14 protein-coding genes, 1 pseudogene and 1 other annotated feature are annotated in these 20,543 nt (G+C 34.2%); of the genes and pseudogenes, 5 read left to right on the plus strand and 10 right to left on the minus strand.

Annotation, left to right across the window (positions count from 1 at the left end; translation table 11 throughout):
* The first annotated feature begins 524 nt into the window (after positions 1-524).
* The 4 genes from croR (at position 525) to AC4BB7_RS17470 (ending at position 5,661) form a co-directional block, all read left to right on the plus strand.
* A complete protein-coding gene (gene croR, locus AC4BB7_RS17455) occupies positions 525-1,214 on the plus strand; it encodes a response regulator transcription factor CroR (RefSeq protein WP_086315696.1) in 690 nt (229 codons plus the stop codon).
* Positions 1,204-2,355, plus strand: coding sequence for a sensor histidine kinase CroS (gene croS, locus AC4BB7_RS17460; protein WP_086314698.1), 1,152 nt, complete (start codon positions 1,204-1,206; stop codon positions 2,353-2,355). Before croR ends, croS begins: the two co-directional genes overlap by 11 nt.
* Before the next feature lie 38 nt (positions 2,356-2,393).
* Positions 2,394-2,605: a binding site (T-box leader), on the plus strand.
* A 180-nt stretch (positions 2,606-2,785) separates the two neighbouring features.
* The gene (serS, locus tag AC4BB7_RS17465; RefSeq protein WP_086314699.1) at positions 2,786-4,057 is read left to right on the plus strand and encodes a serine--tRNA ligase; all 1,272 of its coding nucleotides are present in this window, start codon (positions 2,786-2,788) and stop codon (positions 4,055-4,057) included.
* A gap of 110 nt (positions 4,058-4,167) precedes the next feature.
* Positions 4,168-5,661, plus strand: a complete 1,494-nt coding sequence (locus AC4BB7_RS17470; protein ID WP_490483911.1) for a polysaccharide deacetylase family protein — start codon at positions 4,168-4,170, stop codon at positions 5,659-5,661.
* A 44-nt stretch (positions 5,662-5,705) separates the two neighbouring features.
* Here AC4BB7_RS17470 and guaB read toward each other — a convergent pair whose 3' ends face one another.
* From guaB to AC4BB7_RS17495, 5 genes are all read right to left on the minus strand, one after another.
* The gene (guaB, locus tag AC4BB7_RS17475) at positions 5,706-7,190 is read right to left on the minus strand and encodes an IMP dehydrogenase (RefSeq protein ID WP_086314701.1); all 1,485 of its coding nucleotides are present in this window, start codon (positions 7,188-7,190) and stop codon (positions 5,706-5,708) included.
* 158 nt (positions 7,191-7,348) lie between these two features.
* On the minus strand, positions 7,349-9,025 hold the full coding sequence (locus AC4BB7_RS17480; protein ID WP_490483912.1) for a 6-pyruvoyl-tetrahydropterin synthase-related protein: 1,677 nt from the start codon (positions 9,023-9,025) through the stop codon (positions 7,349-7,351).
* A 165-nt stretch (positions 9,026-9,190) separates the two neighbouring features.
* On the minus strand, positions 9,191-9,874 hold the full coding sequence (locus AC4BB7_RS17485; protein ID WP_086314703.1) for a DUF1129 domain-containing protein: 684 nt from the start codon (positions 9,872-9,874) through the stop codon (positions 9,191-9,193).
* Between the two features lie 102 nt (positions 9,875-9,976).
* Positions 9,977-11,077, minus strand: coding sequence for a redox-regulated ATPase YchF (gene ychF / locus AC4BB7_RS17490; protein WP_086314704.1), 1,101 nt, complete (start codon positions 11,075-11,077; stop codon positions 9,977-9,979).
* A 10-nt stretch (positions 11,078-11,087) separates the two neighbouring features.
* Positions 11,088-11,276, minus strand: a complete 189-nt coding sequence (locus tag AC4BB7_RS17495; RefSeq protein ID WP_490483913.1) for a DUF951 domain-containing protein — start codon at positions 11,274-11,276, stop codon at positions 11,088-11,090.
* Between the two features lie 296 nt (positions 11,277-11,572).
* Here AC4BB7_RS17495 and AC4BB7_RS17500 point away from each other — a divergent pair, with 296 nt between their 5' ends.
* Positions 11,573-13,084: an AcpB/EbpR/MafR family transcriptional regulator gene (locus AC4BB7_RS17500; RefSeq protein WP_490483914.1), complete on the plus strand. Its 1,512-nt coding sequence runs from the start codon at positions 11,573-11,575 to the stop codon at positions 13,082-13,084.
* A gap of 115 nt (positions 13,085-13,199) precedes the next feature.
* On the opposite strand, the pseudogene AC4BB7_RS17505 reads toward AC4BB7_RS17500, so the two are convergent.
* The 5 genes and pseudogenes from AC4BB7_RS17505 to AC4BB7_RS17525 all read right to left on the minus strand — a co-directional run bounded on the left by AC4BB7_RS17505 (position 13,200) and on the right by AC4BB7_RS17525 (position 20,529).
* Positions 13,200-14,628, minus strand: a pseudogene (locus tag AC4BB7_RS17505) (IS1182 family transposase).
* 247 nt (positions 14,629-14,875) lie between these two features.
* Positions 14,876-15,979 (minus strand): tyrosine-type recombinase/integrase, encoded by a 1,104-nt coding sequence (locus tag AC4BB7_RS17510; protein WP_086314706.1) that lies wholly within the window; start codon positions 15,977-15,979, stop codon positions 14,876-14,878.
* A 366-nt stretch (positions 15,980-16,345) separates the two neighbouring features.
* A complete protein-coding gene (locus AC4BB7_RS17515; protein ID WP_490483915.1) occupies positions 16,346-17,575 on the minus strand; it encodes a hypothetical protein in 1,230 nt (409 codons plus the stop codon).
* A 350-nt stretch (positions 17,576-17,925) separates the two neighbouring features.
* Positions 17,926-19,101, minus strand: a complete 1,176-nt coding sequence (locus AC4BB7_RS17520; RefSeq protein ID WP_490483916.1) for a WxLIP family cell surface protein — start codon at positions 19,099-19,101, stop codon at positions 17,926-17,928.
* Positions 19,102-19,407: 306 nt separating this feature from the next.
* Positions 19,408-20,529 (minus strand): hypothetical protein, encoded by a 1,122-nt coding sequence (locus tag AC4BB7_RS17525; RefSeq protein ID WP_086314709.1) that lies wholly within the window; start codon positions 20,527-20,529, stop codon positions 19,408-19,410.
* Positions 20,530-20,543: the final 14 nt, after the last annotated feature.

Raw genomic sequence — 20,543 nt, forward strand, 5'->3', positions numbered from 1 at the left:
TTCGCGACAACTTCATTAGTTTATCAGGTTGTTTGTTATTTGTCAACAACTTTTTTCCTGATTTTTCAAGTTTTTTTAAAACCTGAAATGTTATTCTATTTTTCGTTAAGCTGTCTGTGTTTCTCGCGACAACTTCACTAGTTTATCAGGTTAATCATTGTTTGTCAACAAGTTTTTCACCTGATTTCCAAAGTTTTTTTCAAACTTGGATTGTTATATTATTCCTATCGTTCGGCGTGTTTCATCAGTGCCTTGCGACAAGATATAATATACCAAGATTATACGCTTAGGTCAACTAAAATTTGCACTTTTTTCAAACTTTTTTTCGTTACCGATTGTTTTATTACTTTTGTTCTTTATTGTTCGTTTTTGACCCTAAATACGATCTTTTTTAGCCAGTTTCTTAATTTTTGGTAACATATTCTAAATTTACCGTAACTTCTCTTTGTTTTTGTCCTTTTTTCTGTTTTTTTGTTAGAATGTAGGAGAAGAATTCTACTATATATATGGAGGAAATGAATGATATGAAAATTTTAGTTGCAGATGATGATAAAGAAATTGTGGAACTGCTGAGTATTTATATTCACAATGAAGGTTATGAAGTGGTCAAAGCATATGATGGGAAAGAAGCCTTGTCTAAGATTCGAACGATATCAGATATTGATTTACTTATTTTAGATATCATGATGCCAGTTATGGATGGTATGCAAGTCGTAAAAGAGCTGCGAAAAGAATCTCAAATCCCAATTATTATGTTGACTGCTAAAACAACTGACATGGATAAAATCAAAGGTCTTGTAGCTGGAGCAGATGATTATGTTACAAAACCATTTAATCCACTAGAAGTTATGGCTCGCGTTAAGTCTATCTTAAGACGTAGTCAAATGCAGCTTAAATCAGATGAACCAGATGTACTTGAAACTGGCTCATTGATCATCAACAAAGATTCTCACGAAGTAAAAACTGTCGATGGAAAAGAAATTCAATTGACCGCTTTAGAGTTTGGGATTTTATATCTATTGGCTAGTCATCCAAATCGCGTTTTTAGTGCTGATGAAATATTTGAACGCGTATGGCAGCAAGAAAGTATCGTTTCTGCTAAAACAGTTATGGTTCACGTCAGTCACCTGAGAGATAAGATAGAAGAAGCAACTGGTGGAGAAAAAGTCATTCAAACAGTTTGGGGAGTTGGATATAAGATCGATGCTCGTTAGACAAAAGAAAATTGAAAAACAAAAACGAATCACCTTAACTTCAAAGGAAATTAGCGAATTACTTGCTGAAGGAATTGTCACGATTATCCTGTTGCTTCTATTAAATGTCTCAATTACGGTCATCTTGAGTGGTAACCAAACATTACAAGGAATCATTTGGGCAACAAAAGGCGCTTTTGCTACAGAACTGAATACAGATTTATTTTGGAGTTTGAGCAAATTTGTTATCCCAATATTCTTTGTAGTTGATGTTGGTGTTCTTTACTGGCGTTTGATTCGTCGGTATCGTCAAATGCAATTACGACATATTATCAGTGAGCTGCATTATATAGCTGATGGTAATTATGATCATCGTATTCCGTTTGAGTTAAGTGGTGATTTAGCAAAAGTAGTTACTAGTATCAATGGTTTAGTTGACAGTACTGTTGCAGCAATTGAAGATGAACGTAAGATAGAAAAATCAAAAGATGAACTGATTACAAACGTAAGTCATGATATCCGAACACCTTTAACTTCTATTATAGGGTATTTAGGTTTGATTGAGGATCGACAATTTCATAGTGAAGAGGATCTGCTAAAATATACACATACAGCTTATGTGAAAGCCAAACAGATGAAACTACTCGTTGATGATCTCTTTGAGTATACAAAAGTTCGACAACCTTCCGTTCCTATTAATTCAATCAGTTTTGATATGGCACAATTGATTGAACAACTTGCAGCTGATTTCGAGCTCGAAGCGGATAAGAACGGGATGACAATTCAAGTTAATGCTAATCCAGCGTCAATAAAAATGGATGGCGATACGGAAAAGTTAGTCCGCGTCTTCAACAATCTTTTATCTAATGCCCTTAAATATGGAAAAGGCGGGGAAAACATCGTGATCGATGTAGAGAAAGTCGGCACAGAAGCTGTCATTGCTGTTAGAAATGATGGTCCACCGATTCCTAAGAAATCTTTAGATCAATTGTTTGACCGTTTTTATCGTGTAGAAGAATCTCGCTCACAAGAAACAGGCGGAACAGGGCTTGGTTTAGCTATTGCACAAAGTATCATAGCTTTACATGGTGGATACATCTACGCAACTTCTGATAATCGTTGGACATCTTTTATTATTCACTTACCTTTAAAAAGAAATTGATTTACGACGGTTGACATCCAAACAAAAGTTTTGTATCCTAATGACAAGCAAAGAGAAAAAGTATTTATAGCCTTGAATCAAAGAGAGTTTGCGGTGGTGAGAGCAAATATTCTACTATAAAGAAGTCCGTCTCTGTTACATGCGTTTGGCGAGATAAGTCAGACCGGTTGCAGCCGTTATCTGCAATACAAGGGCAGCATTTAGCTGAACTTGGGTGGTACCGCGAAATTCAAGTCATTTCGTCCCAAGAATATTTTTCTGGGGATGAAGTGACTTTTTATTTTACTACAAGGTTATCTAGCTACGCGGGCTAACTCCTTAGGAAAAAGATAAAAATAGCTTGTGGTAAAAAGCACCACAATCGATTTTTCCTATTTTCCAGTCGGAGTTGGAAGAGCCTGCTACGCTTTTATATTAAGGAGGAGTAATTATGTTAGATGTAAAAATGATTCGTCAAAATTTCAATGAAGTCCAAGCAAAATTAAAAACACGTGGTGTAAAGGAAGAAGTATTAGTAGAGTTCTTACGTTTAGATGAAAGCCGACGTAACTTATTAGTTAAATCTGAAGAACTGAAAAAATATCGTAACGATGTTTCTGCTGAAATCGCGCAATTAAAAAGAAATAAAGAAGATGGCACTGCAAAAATTGCTGAGATGAAAGAAGTCGGCGGGAATATCAAAGCTCTTGATACTGAAATCGAAGAGATCGATGCTAAACTTCAAGAAATTTCTACAACCTTACCAAATTTACCTCACAGCTCAGTCCCTGTAGGAGCTGATGAAGAAGACAATGTTGAAGTACGCCGTTGGAGTGAACCTAGAAGTTTTGCTTTTGAACCGAAACCACACTGGGATGTAGCTGAAAATCTAGATATTCTTGATTTTGAACGCGGAGCAAAAGTTTCAGGAAGTCGGTTTGTTTATTATAAAGGACTCGGTGCTAGATTAGAACGTGCGCTATACAATTTCATGTTGGATATGCATGTTTATGACCACGGGTACACTGAAATGATGACACCATATATCGTAAATAGCAACTCTATGTTTGGTACTGGTCAATTCCCTAAATTCAAAGAAGACGTTTTTCAGCTAGAAGGAACGGATATGACCTTGATTCCTACTGCTGAAGTACCTTTGACAAATTACTATAATAATGAAATTTTAGATGGCAAAGATTTACCGATTTACTTTACAGCTCTTAGCCCATCTTTCCGTTCTGAAGCTGGAAGTGCTGGTCGTGATACACGAGGCTTGATTCGCCTGCATCAATTCAATAAAGTAGAAATGGTGAAATTCAGTGATGCAGAAAATTCTTATGAAGAGTTAGAAAAAATGACTGCTAATGCTGAAGATATTCTACAAAAATTGAACCTTCCTTATCGTGTCATGTCACTAGCTACAGGCGATATGGGCTTCTCAGCTGCGAAAACATATGACTTAGAAGTCTGGATCCCGGCACAAAATGCCTACCGTGAAATTAGTTCTTGTTCAAACTGTGAAGATTTCCAAGCACGACGCGCTATGATTCGTTACCGTGATGAAAATGACAAAGTTCAATACGCCCACACTTTAAATGGATCTGGTCTAGCTGTCGGACGGACAGTCGCTGCCATTTTAGAAAATTATCAAAACGAAGATGGCTCAGTAACTATTCCAGAAGTTTTAGTTCCTTACATGGGTAATTTGAAATTAATTAAATAAATAAAAAGAATCGCTAATTTGCCATTATGTTTGTTGAAAGAATAAATCAAGCATGATACATTTGAATTACTGCACGCAGTCAAATTTATAAATTAGAGGGATCAAACGTTATGGACAGAAAAAATCACCCACGAGGAACTAGAAATAGCCGACGTGAAAGAAATAATCACATTTTTTCAAAAAAGATCGCTTTTGTATCTATATTGAGTATTTCACTTATTTTCATCTGCGGTGGTGTTTATGCAACCTATGCCATGCAGCATAAGCAAGATAAACTAAATGAAGTTGAAGATGAACGCCAGTATAAGCAAAAAGAAGTAACGCTTTTAGAAAAAATTCGAAAATCTCAAAAACTAGAGGATCTTGAAAGTTCTGAAGTAGAAAAAACAGATGGAAATGTCCAGACGCTAATCTATGAACCTGTTGCCACAGACGTTGTCCCTCAATTCCAAGCAATAAAAACTGAATTAACTACCATAATAGAAACTTCTAAAAAAAATAGCGCCAAAGAGGTTCCTATAAAAATTGTTGGGCATATAAAGATAAACAAAATCAGTGATCAGGTGGTTGGTTACCTCCCAGCTATTGACACTTATACCTGGGAACAAGAAAAAGGTGATTGGTCTGAAAAGACTGAACTGGGTAAAAACACAGTATTTGTCAATCAAAAAACAAAACAGCCATTGACACTCCAAGATATTTTCTCGAATGAAGCAAATATGCTAGCTGTCCAGCAAGTTGTTCAACAGCAATTACTTGATGAGAATTCTGATGGCAATACTATCATTGACGATGTACTTAATCTGCCCAATCTTTCACTAGATAAAACTGCCTTTACCTATTATCCTGATAAAATCAAATTGGGCCTGCCTGATAACTCAACTGGTAAGAATGAAATCACATTGTCTTATAAAGATATTGCTGGTTATGTGAATCCAGAATTTGTCGATTTTTCTTCCATCAAAGATGCCCTACCGGAACCTTTAGATCCAAACAAGAAGTATATTTCATTGACTTTTGATGATGGTCCAAATCCTGAAACAACACCTCGACTTCTAGATATTCTAAAAGAAAAAGGGGTCAAAGCCACCTTCTTTATGTTAGGACAAAATGTTGTAAAGTATGAAGCGCTTGTAAAACGAGTAGCCGAAGAAGGCCATGAAGTAGCTAGTCATTCTTATTCACATCCACAACTAACTGGAGTCGATGCTCAAAGAGTAAAAGATGAAGTTCAAAACACAGACAAAGCTATTTATCATGCGATCGGTAAGATTCCAACTGACTTTAGACCTCCTTATGGTGCTGTAAACAAGGATGTCGCTGCAATCATTGGGAAACCAATCATTCAATGGTCTGTAGACTCTCAAGATTGGCAAAGTCACAACGCCCAAGCAATCATCAAGCGTATAGATGATACTGCCTATAATGACACAATCGTATTGATGCATGATATTCATCCAGAAACAGTTGATTCTGTTTCAACTGTAATCGATCATTTACGTAGCGATGGCTATGAAATCTTACCTTCTAAAGAATTATTAGGGAGAAAAGCCAAGCCACTCCATATGTATTATGGTTCTAAAGATGAACGCCCTGTCCAATAAGCAAAAAACTTCCGATGTCATAAGCGACATCGGAAGTTTTTTAGTTATTGTTCTACAGAATAATTAGGTGCTTCTTTTGTAATTTGCACATCATGAGGATGAGATTCTTTCAATCCGTTACCACTCATTTGAATAAATTGTGCTTCTTCACGCAATTGTTTTAGGTTTGCCGCACCAACGTATCCCATACCTGATTTTAAACCACCGATCATTTGGAAAACAATATCTGATACGCTACCTTTATAAGCGACGCGCCCTTCAATACCTTCCGGAACTAATTTATTGGCTTCATTAACGCCGCCTTGGAAATAACGATCACTTGAGCCTTTTTCCATTGCCCCCAATGAACCCATTCCACGATACGTTTTAAAGCGACGACCTTGATAAATTTCAAATTCACCAGGAGATTCATCTGTCCCAGCTAACATACTTCCTAACATAACAGCATGTCCACCAGCTGCTAAAGCTTTCACGATATCTCCTGAATATTTAATCCCGCCATCAGCAATAATTGCTTTTCCATATTTACGAGCAACAGATGCCGCATCATAGATAGCTGTTAACTGAGGAACACCAACACCGGCAACCACACGAGTCGTACAAATAGAACCAGGTCCGATTCCCACTTTCACAACATCAACGCCCACATCATAAAGAGCTTTAGCACCTTCGGCTGTTGCAATATTTCCAGCAATCAACGTAGCATCTGGGAATGTATCACGAATTTCTTTGATTTTACGAATCACACCTGCACTGTGGCCATGAGCTGTATCGATAATGATCGCATCTACTCCTGCCTCTAATAACGCTTCCGCACGTTCAAATGTATCACTAGTAACACCGACTGCCGCTGCTGCTAGTAAACGGCCATGTTCATCTTTCGCTGCATTTGGAAATTCAATTACTTTTTCAATATCTTTGATCGTGATCAAACCACTTAAACGATTGTTTTCATCAACGATCGGTAATTTTTCAATTTTGTGCTTTTGTAAAATCTTTTCTGCGTCTTTTAGAGAAGTACCAACTGGGGCTGTCACTAAATTGTCTTTCGTCATGACTTCGTCGATCTTCATTTGATAATCTGTTACAAATCGCATATCACGATTTGTGATGATGCCAACTAATTTACGGTTGTCCATCGTTTCTACGATTGGAACGCCACTGATACGATATTTACTCATTAAATTTTCAGCATCCGCTACTAAGTTTGTTGGTGTCAGGAAAAATGGATCAATAATCACACCACTTTCAGACCGTTTTACTTTACGAACCTCATCTGCCTGTTGAGCGATGCTCATATTTTTATGAATAACACCTAAGCCGCCTTGACGAGCCATTGAAATGGCCATTTTACTATCCGTTACTGTATCCATACTTGCGCTGATCAGAGGAATATTCAACTTAATATTTTTTGCTAATTGCACACCCATATCCACTTCATTTGGCAACACGTGACTTTCTGCTGGAATCAATAAAACATCATCAAATGTAAGACCTTTTTTTGCGAATTTTGTTTCCCAGTTAGACATTTTCTAGACCACTCCTCTATTTAATTTTATATAAGAAAATAACAGATAATAAAAGGTAAGTCAACCGAATTTTCCTGTTTACAGATATTTTCTTTGTATCACTCGGAACATGAACGTTTTCTCATTTTTTTATTATCGAAATAAAAGGATAACTATAGTTATTTCTTTGTTTTCAACTCAATAGAACACATCGTCGCAATTTTCCATATTATGCAAACTAAAAGAGTCAACACAGAAATACTTAAAGAAATTTTTTGAGCCCAAGTTGTATCGTAAGAAATAGTAACACTACCTTTTTTAGATAACTGAATATCGACTAATCCGTTTTGTTTATTTAATGATGCTGGAATTATTTTTTCGTTGCCGTCTCTTACTATTTTAGCTTGATAACCATAATAATAGATAAATGGGACAGTAACAGTTGTTTTCTTTGTATCATTTGTGCGATAGTCAAAAGCCACTGAATCAAAGTTCATTTTAACGTTTGTTATTTCTATTTTAGAATCATCATAAACGACTTTTCGCTTTTTATTCTTTTTAATACTAGAATAATCAACTTCTTTTGGTAAATATTCGTGTCCAGCACCGATATAATAGCTATTGGTTTGATCGTATGAGTGGTGCGATAAGATACGCTTTCCTTCAGTTTCAATACTTTCTTTTTCATACAATCCAACACCAAGGAAAATAACCATAATTAAGATTATCTGACTACTTGGAAATTTTTTAAATAATCCGATATCATCATTTGCAATAAGAAATGCTAACAACAGAGTCACGATCGATAGAAAGCGCCAAGGAAACTGAATCGTATTCAACGGCGTATTGTCAAAGAACTGCCAAGGAAAAAGATTCGTCGTAACAAACATAAATAGCAATGCAAGAATAACCACTTCACGATTGGGCAAATTTCGCTTAAAAAGCATTGCTGCGTAGATCACCAAACCAAATAAGAGAATGACACCTATATTCGCCGAAGAAGCATGGAATACGCTATTTTCAAAGCTATTACTCACTAATTCCCCCACTGAGTAGCTTCTGTCTGAAATCAACGTCAATGGACTGGACGTTACTTGAAACGTAACATGACTCATCTGTTCAAAAACGGGTACTAGATAGAAAGCTAACAGTAAAATAGTAACTCCTGCAGCCTTTATTATCGCAATAATGACCTCTTTTTTTAAAAAGTACTTCAGATTTAAAAGAATATATAGCCCTACAAAAATACTAACGATTTCCAATGAAATAAAATGAGCTAAACCAATTCCTGTCATAGCTACTGTTAACAAGAACCATTTCTTCTCTTTCCCATTTTTCAATAAATATAAGCTTGCTAGAACTAATGGAAAAAAGCCCATTGCCAACAGCTCTCCTATCGCCTGCCGATTAAAAAAATCTTGCAATCGATAAATCGATAACGTGTATAATAAAGAAAACAAGTAACTTTTTATTTTCGTTAATCCCATGTACCTGCCAGACACATATGTTAAAGCAAAAGTAGACAAGTTTATCCCAATAGCAAAGAGAACAAAACTAGTAGCGAGTGAAAAACCAAAAACACGTAAAAGTGCCGGGAAATAGAGATAAAAATCTGGATAAAACAAACTCGATGCATATCCATATCCCCCAATAAAAAAGTAACTCACTTTTGGCAGCAATATACCGTGTTGCAATGACATTGCCAAACCTTCGATCCTATTTTGATGAAAATGATAATCGTCACCAATCATTATATGACCATTTTGAAGATAAACAATATATAAAGATAAGACACTTAATAGAAAAAAACTTAGAAAAATCAATACCTGATTATATTGTTTGATCCATTTTTTCATTGATCCACCTCCTTATACTGAAAATACATTGTAAATTTCATTCTTAAACTCTATGGTAGCGTGCTAAAGCTTTTCTTTCAAACATGAACCCTTTGAAGCTACAACAAAAAAGAGTGCTAAACAAAACTATCATTAGCTTTGTCTAACACTCTTCTACTTTCATTTTTAACGCGCCAAACTACTACGCATATTGTATTTTTTCTTTAATAAGTAACGTGTACCTAAGGCAATCCCACCAATAATGATAACAATAATTGGATCCAACACAGGATTGATAACGACTGGCAGCATTGCAGAACCTGCAAAAACAACCAACCATAAAAGCATCGCTCCAACTAAGATTAACCCTGTTTTAAACCAGCCAGGCCGTTTTGATTTATCCACACCAGGTCGATCATATTGGTATACGTATTTATACATTAGATAAAACACATACCCACCAGCCATCGACGCTAACACTAATGTTAACAATCCCAATGGTTGTGATTTTCCTTTAGACCACATCATCATAACTGAAAACATAATCGTCATTACACCAAACAATAGCAATGTATTATCTAGCCACATCAACATTGGTGTCGATTCTGGAAGCTCTTCTGGTTTATTTAAAATAGACTCCGTACGTTCAGCCACTGTTCCGAAAAGCTGACGCGCTGTTTTCCCGCTTTTTTGTCCTTCTACTAAATGAGGTAGAATTTCATGTAAAGCAAGTGTTTGTGCTTCTTCTGAAAGATTAGCAGCAACTAATGATTTTTTTAAGTCAAAGATGTATTGTTCATTTCTCTTTGTCAATTTTTGTTCAAGTTCACGATTTTCTGAAACAATATCTCGAAGTGCTTCTGATTCCATTTTTTTGCGTCCTCCTCGCCCGTGGCCAACGGGGCAGTCTTTACCTAAAAAGTATTCTAACACATTTTTTAGGGAGAAAAACAGTTTTTAGCAATATTTTTCCTATACATTGAAACGGAAAAGCATAACATCGCCATCTTGTACAACATATTCTTTTCCTTCTAAGCGAACTTTACCCGCTTCTTTGGCTGCTTGCATATTGCCATACGTATTCAAATCATCAAATGAAACCGTCTCTGCGCGAATAAATCCACGTTCAAAGTCAGTATGAATGATCCCAGCTGCTTGAGGGGCTTTGATCCCTTTACGGAACGTCCATGCACGAACTTCTTGTTCACCAGCTGTAAAGTATGTCGCTAACCCTAATAAATCATAGGCTGCACGGATCAATTGGTCTAAACCTGATTCTTCAATACCTAGCGCTTCTAAAAACTCAGCTTTATCTTCATCATCTAACTCAGCGATTTCTTCTTCTGCGCGGGCACAAACAACGATTACTTCTGCTTGTTCATTTGCAGCAAAAGTCCGTACTTGTTGAACATAAGGGTTATTATCTGAATCCGCTACTTCATCTTCTGATACATTTGCTACGTATAAAATTGGTTTTGCTGTTAATAAGAATAAACTTTTAACGATTTTTTGCTCGTCTTCTGTAAATTCGATCGTTCTAGCAGATAATCCCTCTTCTAAAACTGGTTTAAGCTTATCTAATACTGCTAATTCGGCGACTGCATCTTTATCTTTTGTCTTAGCGATTTTAGCTACACGTGTATAGCGTTTTGTAATAGAATCCAAATCAGCTAATACTAATTCCAAATTGATCGTATCAATATCTGCTAACGGATCTACACGTCCTTCAACATGGGTAATATTATCGTCATCAAAACAACGTACTACATGACAAATTGCATCTACTTGACGAATATGACTTAAAAATTGATTGCCCAATCCTTCACCTTTACTTGCACCTTTAACAATCCCAGCAATATCGGTAAACTCAAAAGTAGTTGGCACTGTTTTTTTAGGTTTCACTAGCTCTGTTAAACGCTGCAAGCGTTCATCTGGTACTTCAACCATTCCCACATTTGGGTCAATTGTTGCAAACGGATAATTCGCAGCCTCTGCGCCTGCTTTTGTAATTGCGTTAAAAAGGGTAGATTTTCCTACGTTAGGTAAACCTACGATTCCAGCTGTTAATGCCATTGATCATTCACTATCCTTTATCAGTTTTTTCCAAAATTTTTTTCATCTTCTTTTCAAAATCACGGCGTGTCATCATCACGATATGACCGCAGTTCGTACATTTTATTTTAATATCAGCACCCATTCGGATAATTTCCCAACGATTTGCCTGACAAGCATGGGGCTTTTTCATTTCTACAATATCACCAAGATCATACATAACAGACATATCCCTTCTAAAAAATAGTCAATAAACATACAAAGATACAATACCATTTTTTTGACAATCAAGCAAAACTATTTTGTTGATCCGCTTTTTTTATATATTCAATAAGAAAACACAAAGAGGAAATAAGGTTAATTCTCAAAAAAAAAATGAAAAATAAATCCATTTAAATGAGATTGTATTTGCTGTATTTATGTTGGATAATAATGAAAATATCACTACAAGAGTCTCAGCTGATCTTATCCCTTCAGTTGCTATTCCCTATACTGATATTTAAAGGAGTTTTACATATGAGAAAATTTGACTTACTAGAAAAATTGGAAGTTTATCAAATTGACTTATTAATACATTTGAGTAACGTTGGAGGTACTGCAACAAAAAAAGACCTTTTACGTCATTTAAACATCGGAGATTACTTTTTATTAAAAGTAATTGATGGATTGATGACTTCAGCCAAAAAATCAAATAAGCGCTTTTCTATTGAAGTAAATAAGCAAACAATCACTTTCCAAACAACACCAGAGTATTCTCTTCATACTTTGTATAATGAATTAATCATTTATTCACCAAAATATAAAATTTTAGAAGAATTATTGCGTTGTGGAACGATTGATGTGACTCGTGTATGTGAAAAAATTGGAATTAGTCATTCAACCTACTTCAGAAAAATCAACGAATTGAACAGCTTGTTGAAAGAGTTTGATTTGACTATCCAAAATGGTTCTCTTCTAGGATCTGAGTTACAAATTCGCTTTTTTTATGTATCACTTTACATGGTCACAGACCCTAAACACCAATTAAAGGTCCCAAACATCGATCCTAGAATTTATGAAACAATCAATACGATTCAACAAATTTTAGATAGTCCATTATCTTTTTTTTCCCGAAAAAAGCTAGTCGTCTATTTTAGTTTGCTAAAAAGAAGAAATGCCCAAAAAAATATATCAGATTATAGTAATCAGGAACCTTTTTTCAGTAATAAATCAGATATCAGCAGTCAAAAAAGATTTATAAATGCACTTAAAAATTCTCATTTATTCAAAAAAGTCAATAAAACACTTGAATCGTTTTTAGTTTATTATTCTTTTAAAATGCTTCCTAACGAAACCATCCTATTGCTTCTCTTCATGCTTGGTGAAGAAATCATTCCTGCTAATTCTTATTGTTTAAAAGAACTTGATTTGATTGAAAGGTATAGTGATTTTTTTGTTCTTACGTTAAACAAAGAATTTTTGAATCTAATGAACAAATACTATCCCAACACTTGTTTAAAAAACACTCACAGTTCAACCCTTCATTATTATCTAAACACTATTGGCTACCATCATTTGATATTCAAAGGACATATTGATTATTATTGGGAACGAAAGTATACAGACTGGGAAGAGTCTGAACACTCCGAAATAATTCATTATTTTATTGATTACTTAAAAGAAAAATACTCCACACTTTTTGTAGATGACACACATGACATTGTTCTAATTTCAAAATATGCTCATGCGATAAATTTTTATGAAGAATGTATCAAAACTAAAATTTCTGTTGGGGTATTTCTTGAAGGTGATCTATTATACAAAAATAGATTTATGGACTGGTGGATCAAATACATTGAGTTAACTACTTTTGCCAAGGCAGGTCCTTTTGCTTCCAACCAACTTTATGACTTAGTCATTAGTAATGTAGATTGTTCGTACCTAAAAAAGAGAGGAAAATATTTTTTCTTTCTAACCAACTATAACGAAAAAAAAGACATCTTTGATCTTGATCAGTTACTACATGAAATTTATTCCTCTTCCCGTTAAATTTATCCTCACTAAAAAAGCTACTACTACGTTACACTTCGATCACATTGTTTTAAATCACGAAGAACGAAGTGCTTCGATAATATACAATACAAGGTGTCTTTCAGACACCTTGTCAGACTGTAGACAAAAAGGAGTTGGTAATTAAACCAGCTCCTTTTGGCTATCCTATACTTAATTTTGAAACGAAAAGCTATAGGCTTTTCTTCTTTCCATAGCCATGTAGCCAGTTTCTTTAAATTCATGGTAGCAAACGTAAGCATCGTATGCGTGGCGACTTTTTCAATCCCTCGATAGTTCGTCCAACGCATCCCATGCTTCTCTTTTGCATCTGCAAATATTCGTTCAATGGTTTGTTTTCTCTTTTTGTAGATTTCTTTATTCAACGCTGTATGGCGCTGGTGCTCAAGTTCGTCCATCAGATCAGCCCAAATATGTCGAGTCACAACTTTTTGATGTGTTGCGCTCAATGTACAAGTTTTAAGTAACGGGCAGCTCATACAGAATTTTGGATTTGATTTATATGTCCTATAGCCCTCACGAGTAATTGTTGAAAATAGCAACGGTTGATTATTAGGGCATAAATAACAATCAAAATAGTCATCATAGACAAAGTCATTTTTACGAAACATCCCTTTCACACCATGAGGTGCAGTATAGGGAAGAACTGGATAAAGGTTCAAGTGTGTCAGAAAATGAACAAATTTCGGATTTTTATATCCCGCATCAGCGACAACACGTTTTATATTTGGAAAAGCTCTTTTTGACTGTTTAACCAGAGTAATTGCGACTTGACTATCATGTACATTTCCTGGTGTGACTAGCGTAGATAAGACAAATCCATTGTCATCGCAAGAAGTGTGTGCAGAATAAGCAAATTGTTTTTCTCGTTCGCTTTTAACATAGTAACCACTTTCTGGGTCTGAATAACTTATTTTTCGAAGACTCAACTCACTTTCTGTGTCCCATGTAAAAGGGCGTTTTCCCGTCGCAATACGTTCTTTATTTATTTCATCTTCTAATTCATCTTGATAGGCTTTTGCTTGACTGTAGGTCATTTCTTTCGTGAATTTATGTTTATTGGCATTTGCTTTGATATGAGTAGAATCAATATAAAGGTTGTCTTCCGTAACAAAACCAGCTTTTACAGCTTGTTCTAGAATATGAGAGAAAATGTCTTCAAACAAAGTGGTTTCTCTGAATCTTCGGACATAATTTTTACCGAATGTGGAGAAATGAGGGACTTTTTCGTTAAAAGAAAAGCCTAAAAACCAACGATAAGCAACATTTGTTTCGACTTCTTTAATTGTCTGTCTCATCGAACGAATACCAAATAAATATTGGATAAAAACTAATTTAATTAAGATCACCGGGTCAATACTAGGGCGACCTAAGGTCGAATAGGTAGATTCTACAATGGGATAAATAAAATCAAATTGAATCGCGGCATCAATTTTTCGAACTAGGTGATCTTTCGGTACAAGATCATCAAGCGTTAACATAGCAAATTGATTTCTACCTTCAACAGATTGTTTTTTCATCATTAGAATCACTCCCAAAATAGTTTATACAATTAGTATAAAACAAAAAAACTGTAAACAACACTCCAAATTTAGGCGTTTGTCTACAGTCTGACAAGGTGTCTTTCAGACACCTTGTTTCTTCTTATTGCGATAAAACAAAATGAGGTACAAATTGATATTGCATAGTACCTATTTGGTTCTCGGAGCTAGATCCTTTTGTCTCGGCCTCTCAGTTCACCTTATCAAAAAAAGGTTACTTGATTTCATCCTAAACAAATTCAAGCTTTTCAACTAATTGACGTTCCTCCGCAAAAAAAGAATTGGTATAACAATCTAATGTCATCTTTGTTGATGAATGACCTAACAATGAACTGATTGTTGCAATGTTTCCCCCTGCTTCTAAACAGCGAGTAGCGAAAGTATGCCTTAAAGAGTGAAAAGAAAATTTTTCTAATCCAATTTTTTTGCGGATTATTTGGAAACGATATGCTATCGTACGAGGTTCTAAAGCTTTGTGTTTGTTTGAAATAACATACTCACTTGTCGATACTTTTTGAAGCTCTAGTAACTTTTCCTTTAATGTTTTCGTGATTGGGATTTTACGTTGGGAATTATTACTCTTAGGTGTAACTTCAACAATCTCTGTCTTTCTTCCAGACTTATCTTCAGACTGAATACGAAGTACCGTTCTATTCACCCCTAGTGTACTATTCTCAAAATCAATATCTTCCCATTTTAAACCACAAATTTCTCCAATTCGAAGTCCAGTTTGTAAAGCAAGTATAATTGCAAAAAACTTCTGATCTGTATTAATTTCTTTAACTAATTTGTCTTGATCCTTAATAGATAACGCTTGCACTGCACTTTTTCTTGTTTTGGGAAGTTCTACTCCCATACATGGGTTCTCCGTCAACAAATTTATTGTTACTGCCTTACTCAAACAATTTTTCAATACAGAAAATATCGAGCGAATCGAACTTGCTTTTAACGTTTTATCCATTTCTTTAAGTAATGAATCAAGATCTGATTGTTTTAGTTTTTGGAGCTTGATAGAACCAATTCTTGATAATACATGGACATTCATTTTATTTTTATAACTAGCATATGTGCTGCTTTTTACTTTTGGACGAATGAATGTCTCCAACCAATACTTTGTCCAATCCAACAACTCTCCTTCATAAGGTAGCAGATTCTTACTATTACTCGTCTGTTTTTCGTACTTTCTTAAGATAAGCTGGTGCTTTACCTCTGAATACTTGTATCCATAGATATAACCATAATGAATCTTCCCGTTATTCTGTCTCCCTTTTATGTATCGGCCTTCCCAACGACCATCTTTTCTTTTATAGATATTTTCTCCTCTTCTTGCCATAATTAAGATCCTTTCCAAAACTTAATTTTATTAATTTAAGAAAATGAATGACTACAAATTTTAAAGTTTCATGTGTTATTTTTATTAAAATCAATGAATCAAATTCCTCACTTCATCTTCTCCCAACGAAAACCAATCATGACCTTACAATACGTTCGCTTTTCCTAACTAAGTATGCATGATTATCATTTTTATTTAGTTTCAAAAATTTTAGAAAAAAAGAGAATTTTTGGAAGTAAAATGTTAGTTTTCTTTGTTATAGAAATACTATTTGTATAATAATAAAAGAAAAAGAAAGAGGACCTATACATTTGAAACTGTCTTAGTCTCTTGTACACACCCCTTTTTTCCCAAACAGGCTAATCATCATACTTCATTTGCTAAAGTATTGTTGCTTAGTCTTAATGAATTACTTAAAAAATCTTTTAATGCTGCATATCCTTCTAATTTGACTAAGATTTCTTGCGAGCAATAGACCCAGTAATTAAAAATTGTTGCTCCTGTAGCAATCTTTTCAACAGTTTCCATAAATTGACCTAACTCTTCGATCAATTCTCTACAACTTAGCTTATCAGCAATGATAATTTCTTCTTTTCCTTCTAATTCCAATAACATCCATAAATAATCTATAAATTCTACTTTTGCTTTTAAAATTAAGAATTGTTTTTTCGGTACCATTCTTTTTTTATTCAATTCCTTACTTTCCGAGAAACAGGCTAACACTTCCAACTCAAGTTTAGATACATATCCCTTCAAATCATTCTTTTTGGTTGGTTCTCTTTCATCCATGTTTTTTGAAGAAAAGCGATTTGATTTCCAACTCTTTATCTTGACTACTGGTAATAGCTTAGAACGATCAAGTATAAAATTACGTTCTTGATACTTTTCTTTCTTTACGACCTTTTTCTTTAACTGCTTTGTTTTTACCTTACTAGGATTGGCTTTTTTTACTACCTTCTCGTTACCTTGGAAACTATTTGGCACATCTTTTACAGTATATTCAGCTTGGCTCAGTTGCTCTTTGATTGTTTGACTGACCTTAGTAAGTTCTGTTTTCAATAACTCTCCAGAATCTAAAACTATCGATTCATTTTTTGTGAGTCTATCTTCCAAACCATCCATCTTGTCATTTAGCTGACTAAACTTTTCTAAAACTTTATAAATTTCTTCTTCTTTTCTTTTATATTCAGCCGCTTTTTCTTTCTTAACTAAGTTATCATAGGTCTCAATAATTTCCTTAGCGCACTCTTTTAAATTGCGTAAATATTTTACATGTACATCCTCATAGAAACCGATCGTAAATGTTAATACAATATATGCAGTTGAGGTAAAAACATTTATTTTTTTTATATGTAACTTATCATTTTTTTTTGTCCAAGTTTCGTATATTTTTGTTGCAATATTTTCAAGTTCCATCAATGAGCAAACATCTTTTCTAAAGATTAATTTACATGATAAATAAGCTTCATATGGTGTATCTAAATGCTTATCGAACAACTCTACGCCTAAAAGCCTGGGATTGACTTTTTGATGGAGAATGTATTTTTTAATTATCTTTCTTCCCTGTTTTTGAGAATTTTCTTCTGCTTTCTTCATATCCTCCAACTCCTAAAATCTCTATACTATATATCTATTTTTCATAATTTAAAATACAAACTGATAATCAGTGATTATCTAGAATAGCAGTAACTCGCTTTATATATTCCTTTTTTTCAGATAGAAAACCTACTATCGTCTATGAAATTTTTTTATATAGCTCCTAATTCTTTTTTACAGCATTGATTTTCTTAACATTCTCTACAGGCAAAAACGTTTTGGTTATGCCTGTTTCTAATAGTGGAATTAAGAGTAAATTTACAAGGGTGCGGATACCTTAATAACTTATTCTAATACGTTTTTCTATCTCTAAAAAAACAGAGAAACAGCTTCAAACTTTTGTAGATGCTCTATCTTTTTGATCGACTATAATCTGCAGGCTTTTTTTTCTTATTTCTTTCAACATTTTTACTCTTAGATTTTCTGTTTCGCTGGATATTTTTATTGTTTCGGTCACGTTTTTTCTTTCTATGATACAAAGCTTCTTCGTAACGCTTCTCCTTGCGCTTTCTTAAAATCAACAAAATCAATAGTAGTAACAACAATAAAACAAATGTAATCACACAAATAATGGTGTAAAGCATTATTTTTTCTTTGTCAGTTACATCCTTAGCAGTTCTACCTTTTCTATTATCAGATTTTGCTATTTCCAGTTCTTTTTTCCATTGCCATTCCTGATTTGTTGCTTTAGATTTAGCTGTTAGTTCAATTTGGTATTTTCCAGCCGAAAATTTCTTATTTTCCTCATCAAGCTTGAAAACAAAGCTAGAGTTTGGTGCCATCCGATAACCTGTCACCTTACTTTGAGAAAATAACTGATCCGAGTCTTTTTTATACACCTTGGCAACAAACTCGATATCTTCTAAGTTTACTGCTTGATCATTTTGAATAGTTGCTTTTATCACGGTTTTATTTGACTCTCTTGAAGATAAAATAGTCAATAAATTTAATTTTGCTACAATCGGTGTGTCTGTTTCAGTCAGTTTCACAGCTACAATATATGTTTTTTTATCTTGTCTCTTATCATCGGAATCAGAGGTTTCATTATTTTTTTCCGATGAAACAACTTTGATTCCACCTAAAATCATTCCATCAAACTTATTCTCGGGCATTTTTAAATGAACTCTGGTTGTTATCGTTTTTTTTGCTGGAATTATTAGTTCCGATTCGATGGTTGCAATATCCTTCAAAGAAATCTTCAAACTCTTATCTCGCGAAATAATTTTTGATCGATCAGAATAGTCTATATCTCCACTATCATTTGTTGTCGCATCATTTATTTGAAAAGTAACTTTTTGTTCTGTATCAGAAGTATTTGCTAACTCCAAATTCAGCTCTTGTTCTTGGCTTGGTTTCATTCGAAGATCATAATAAGTTGCTTCTGAATTATGTTGATTCTTTGGTAAAATTGGTTTTACGGAGACCGCTGAACCAACTTCTGGTTTAGCAACTATGACTATCAGTGATAAAAGAAAAAATCCTATCATTACAACAATCAAGCGAAGTCTTTTTCGTTTATTAATCATTGAATTTTAAGCTCCCTGCATAGTAAGATCATATGTACTTTGAAAAAAACTAAACATAGCAACAGTTAAAATCAAATGAATCATAGGTCAAAATCTTTATTTTTGATCAATTACTTTCTTTTCCCAATCCTTCAATTGATTTTTTTTAATATACCAGAAGGTATCCTTCTTACCTCATTGATAATTGTGTTCTTTTTCAACATTTCTCTTTAGTAAATAGTTAAAATCATTATGTAGTGGTGGATGGGAAAAGCCGACTATTCCCAATCCTTTTATTTTTTAATTAAAATCAACTATCGACTTATTTTAATCGTTTACTATCGACTCCTCATTTAGTACTATCTGCTCAAGTAAGTAATTTTCTCCTTGAATAAGATCAAAATAGGCCGCTTTGTTTAATATACTGTCATAGTCCATTTTCATGATTCGCACATGAGGTTGTCTAAACCAAGATTTGTTCTTAATCTTTACTCTTGATTCAATTAGCTTACACTCATCTAGAATAAGGTAAATCTCGTTTGTTGAAACTGAATCTTTAAAGCTCCTTACCTGTTCTCTTTCGTAAGTTAATTGATTATCAGAAATCGTCATCTTTTCAGATTTTGTAACCAATTCTTTATTCATTAGCCACGACTGTTCTAAAAATTTGGCCTTTTGTAGAAGTTGAGAATACTCTCTCAAATCAATTTTTAATACATGATCCCAGTTTTCATTTTCATCACTGCTAGATTTACTTAATTCTTTCATAGCTCTGGATAAGTTTTGCCGTTCCATTTGCTCAATGACAACTTCCAATTTTTTATTTGCAAGCCGCATTCTTTCTTTTGCATACCTCTCTCTACTGACTGCTTCTTCCATTTTCAGTAAATAATTTGCACTGTCATCATCACTATATTCTACAACCTCTGTCTTTTCGACAGAATCAGCCATCTTAAACGGTTTGATAAACTTAGCTACAAGCCTTTCGATTTCACAAACAAACGACTCCAACATATCATCACTCTCAACTAATAACTGCTGATCTAATGACTGTAGTAAATTAACCATGAAAGGAAATCCGGTCTCTCTATAAGCAATAGGAACAAAGTCGATATAATATACTATGCGATTGTCTTCTTTTTCCTTAGAACCGCCTATCCAGGCAATTTGAGGAAAGGTATGAATCAACTCGTCCAACAAAGCAGACCAATCAAGATCTACAAAATCTAAAGTGATCTCAACATGTTTAAAAAAAGAAATTATGGTATGAAACTCTTCAAAATATTCTTCCACTTCTTTTTGAGGATAGGGGATTCTTTTATTTCTTTTTTGAAAAATTTCTTCGCAAATATAATAGATATCCCGTAGCATATCGTCATCAAAAAGGCGCTCACCTACTGCTGGAGAAGCGGCTTGATAGATGTCAACCATAATATTTTGATAAACCACTTCTTAAACCCCTT

The organism is Enterococcus sp. AAFC-DPL-5182 (genome assembly GCF_058216605.1).

What these genes read in the sequence shown, in the direction of transcription:
- guaB (WP_086314701.1), bottom strand. Translation starts at nt 7,190, where the DNA reads ATGTCTAACTGGGAAACAAAATTCGCAAAAAAAGGTCTTACATTTGAT.
- AC4BB7_RS17520 (WP_490483916.1), bottom strand. Translation starts at nt 19,101, where the DNA reads ATGATTAATAAACGAAAAAGACTTCGCTTGATTGTTGTAATGATAGGA.
- AC4BB7_RS17470 (WP_490483911.1), top strand. Translation starts at nt 4,168, where the DNA reads ATGGACAGAAAAAATCACCCACGAGGAACTAGAAATAGCCGACGTGAA.
- croR (WP_086315696.1), top strand. Translation starts at nt 525, where the DNA reads ATGAAAATTTTAGTTGCAGATGATGATAAAGAAATTGTGGAACTGCTG.
- AC4BB7_RS17500 (WP_490483914.1), top strand. Translation starts at nt 11,573, where the DNA reads ATGAGAAAATTTGACTTACTAGAAAAATTGGAAGTTTATCAAATTGAC.
- AC4BB7_RS17485 (WP_086314703.1), bottom strand. Translation starts at nt 9,874, where the DNA reads ATGGAATCAGAAGCACTTCGAGATATTGTTTCAGAAAATCGTGAACTT.
- croS (WP_086314698.1), top strand. Translation starts at nt 1,204, where the DNA reads ATGCTCGTTAGACAAAAGAAAATTGAAAAACAAAAACGAATCACCTTA.
- AC4BB7_RS17495 (WP_490483913.1), bottom strand. Translation starts at nt 11,276, where the DNA reads ATGTATGATCTTGGTGATATTGTAGAAATGAAAAAGCCCCATGCTTGT.
- serS (WP_086314699.1), top strand. Translation starts at nt 2,786, where the DNA reads ATGTTAGATGTAAAAATGATTCGTCAAAATTTCAATGAAGTCCAAGCA.
- AC4BB7_RS17510 (WP_086314706.1), bottom strand. Translation starts at nt 15,979, where the DNA reads ATGGCAAGAAGAGGAGAAAATATCTATAAAAGAAAAGATGGTCGTTGG.
- ychF (WP_086314704.1), bottom strand. Translation starts at nt 11,077, where the DNA reads ATGGCATTAACAGCTGGAATCGTAGGTTTACCTAACGTAGGAAAATCT.
- AC4BB7_RS17515 (WP_490483915.1), bottom strand. Translation starts at nt 17,575, where the DNA reads ATGAAGAAAGCAGAAGAAAATTCTCAAAAACAGGGAAGAAAGATAATT.
- AC4BB7_RS17480 (WP_490483912.1), bottom strand. Translation starts at nt 9,025, where the DNA reads ATGAAAAAATGGATCAAACAATATAATCAGGTATTGATTTTTCTAAGT.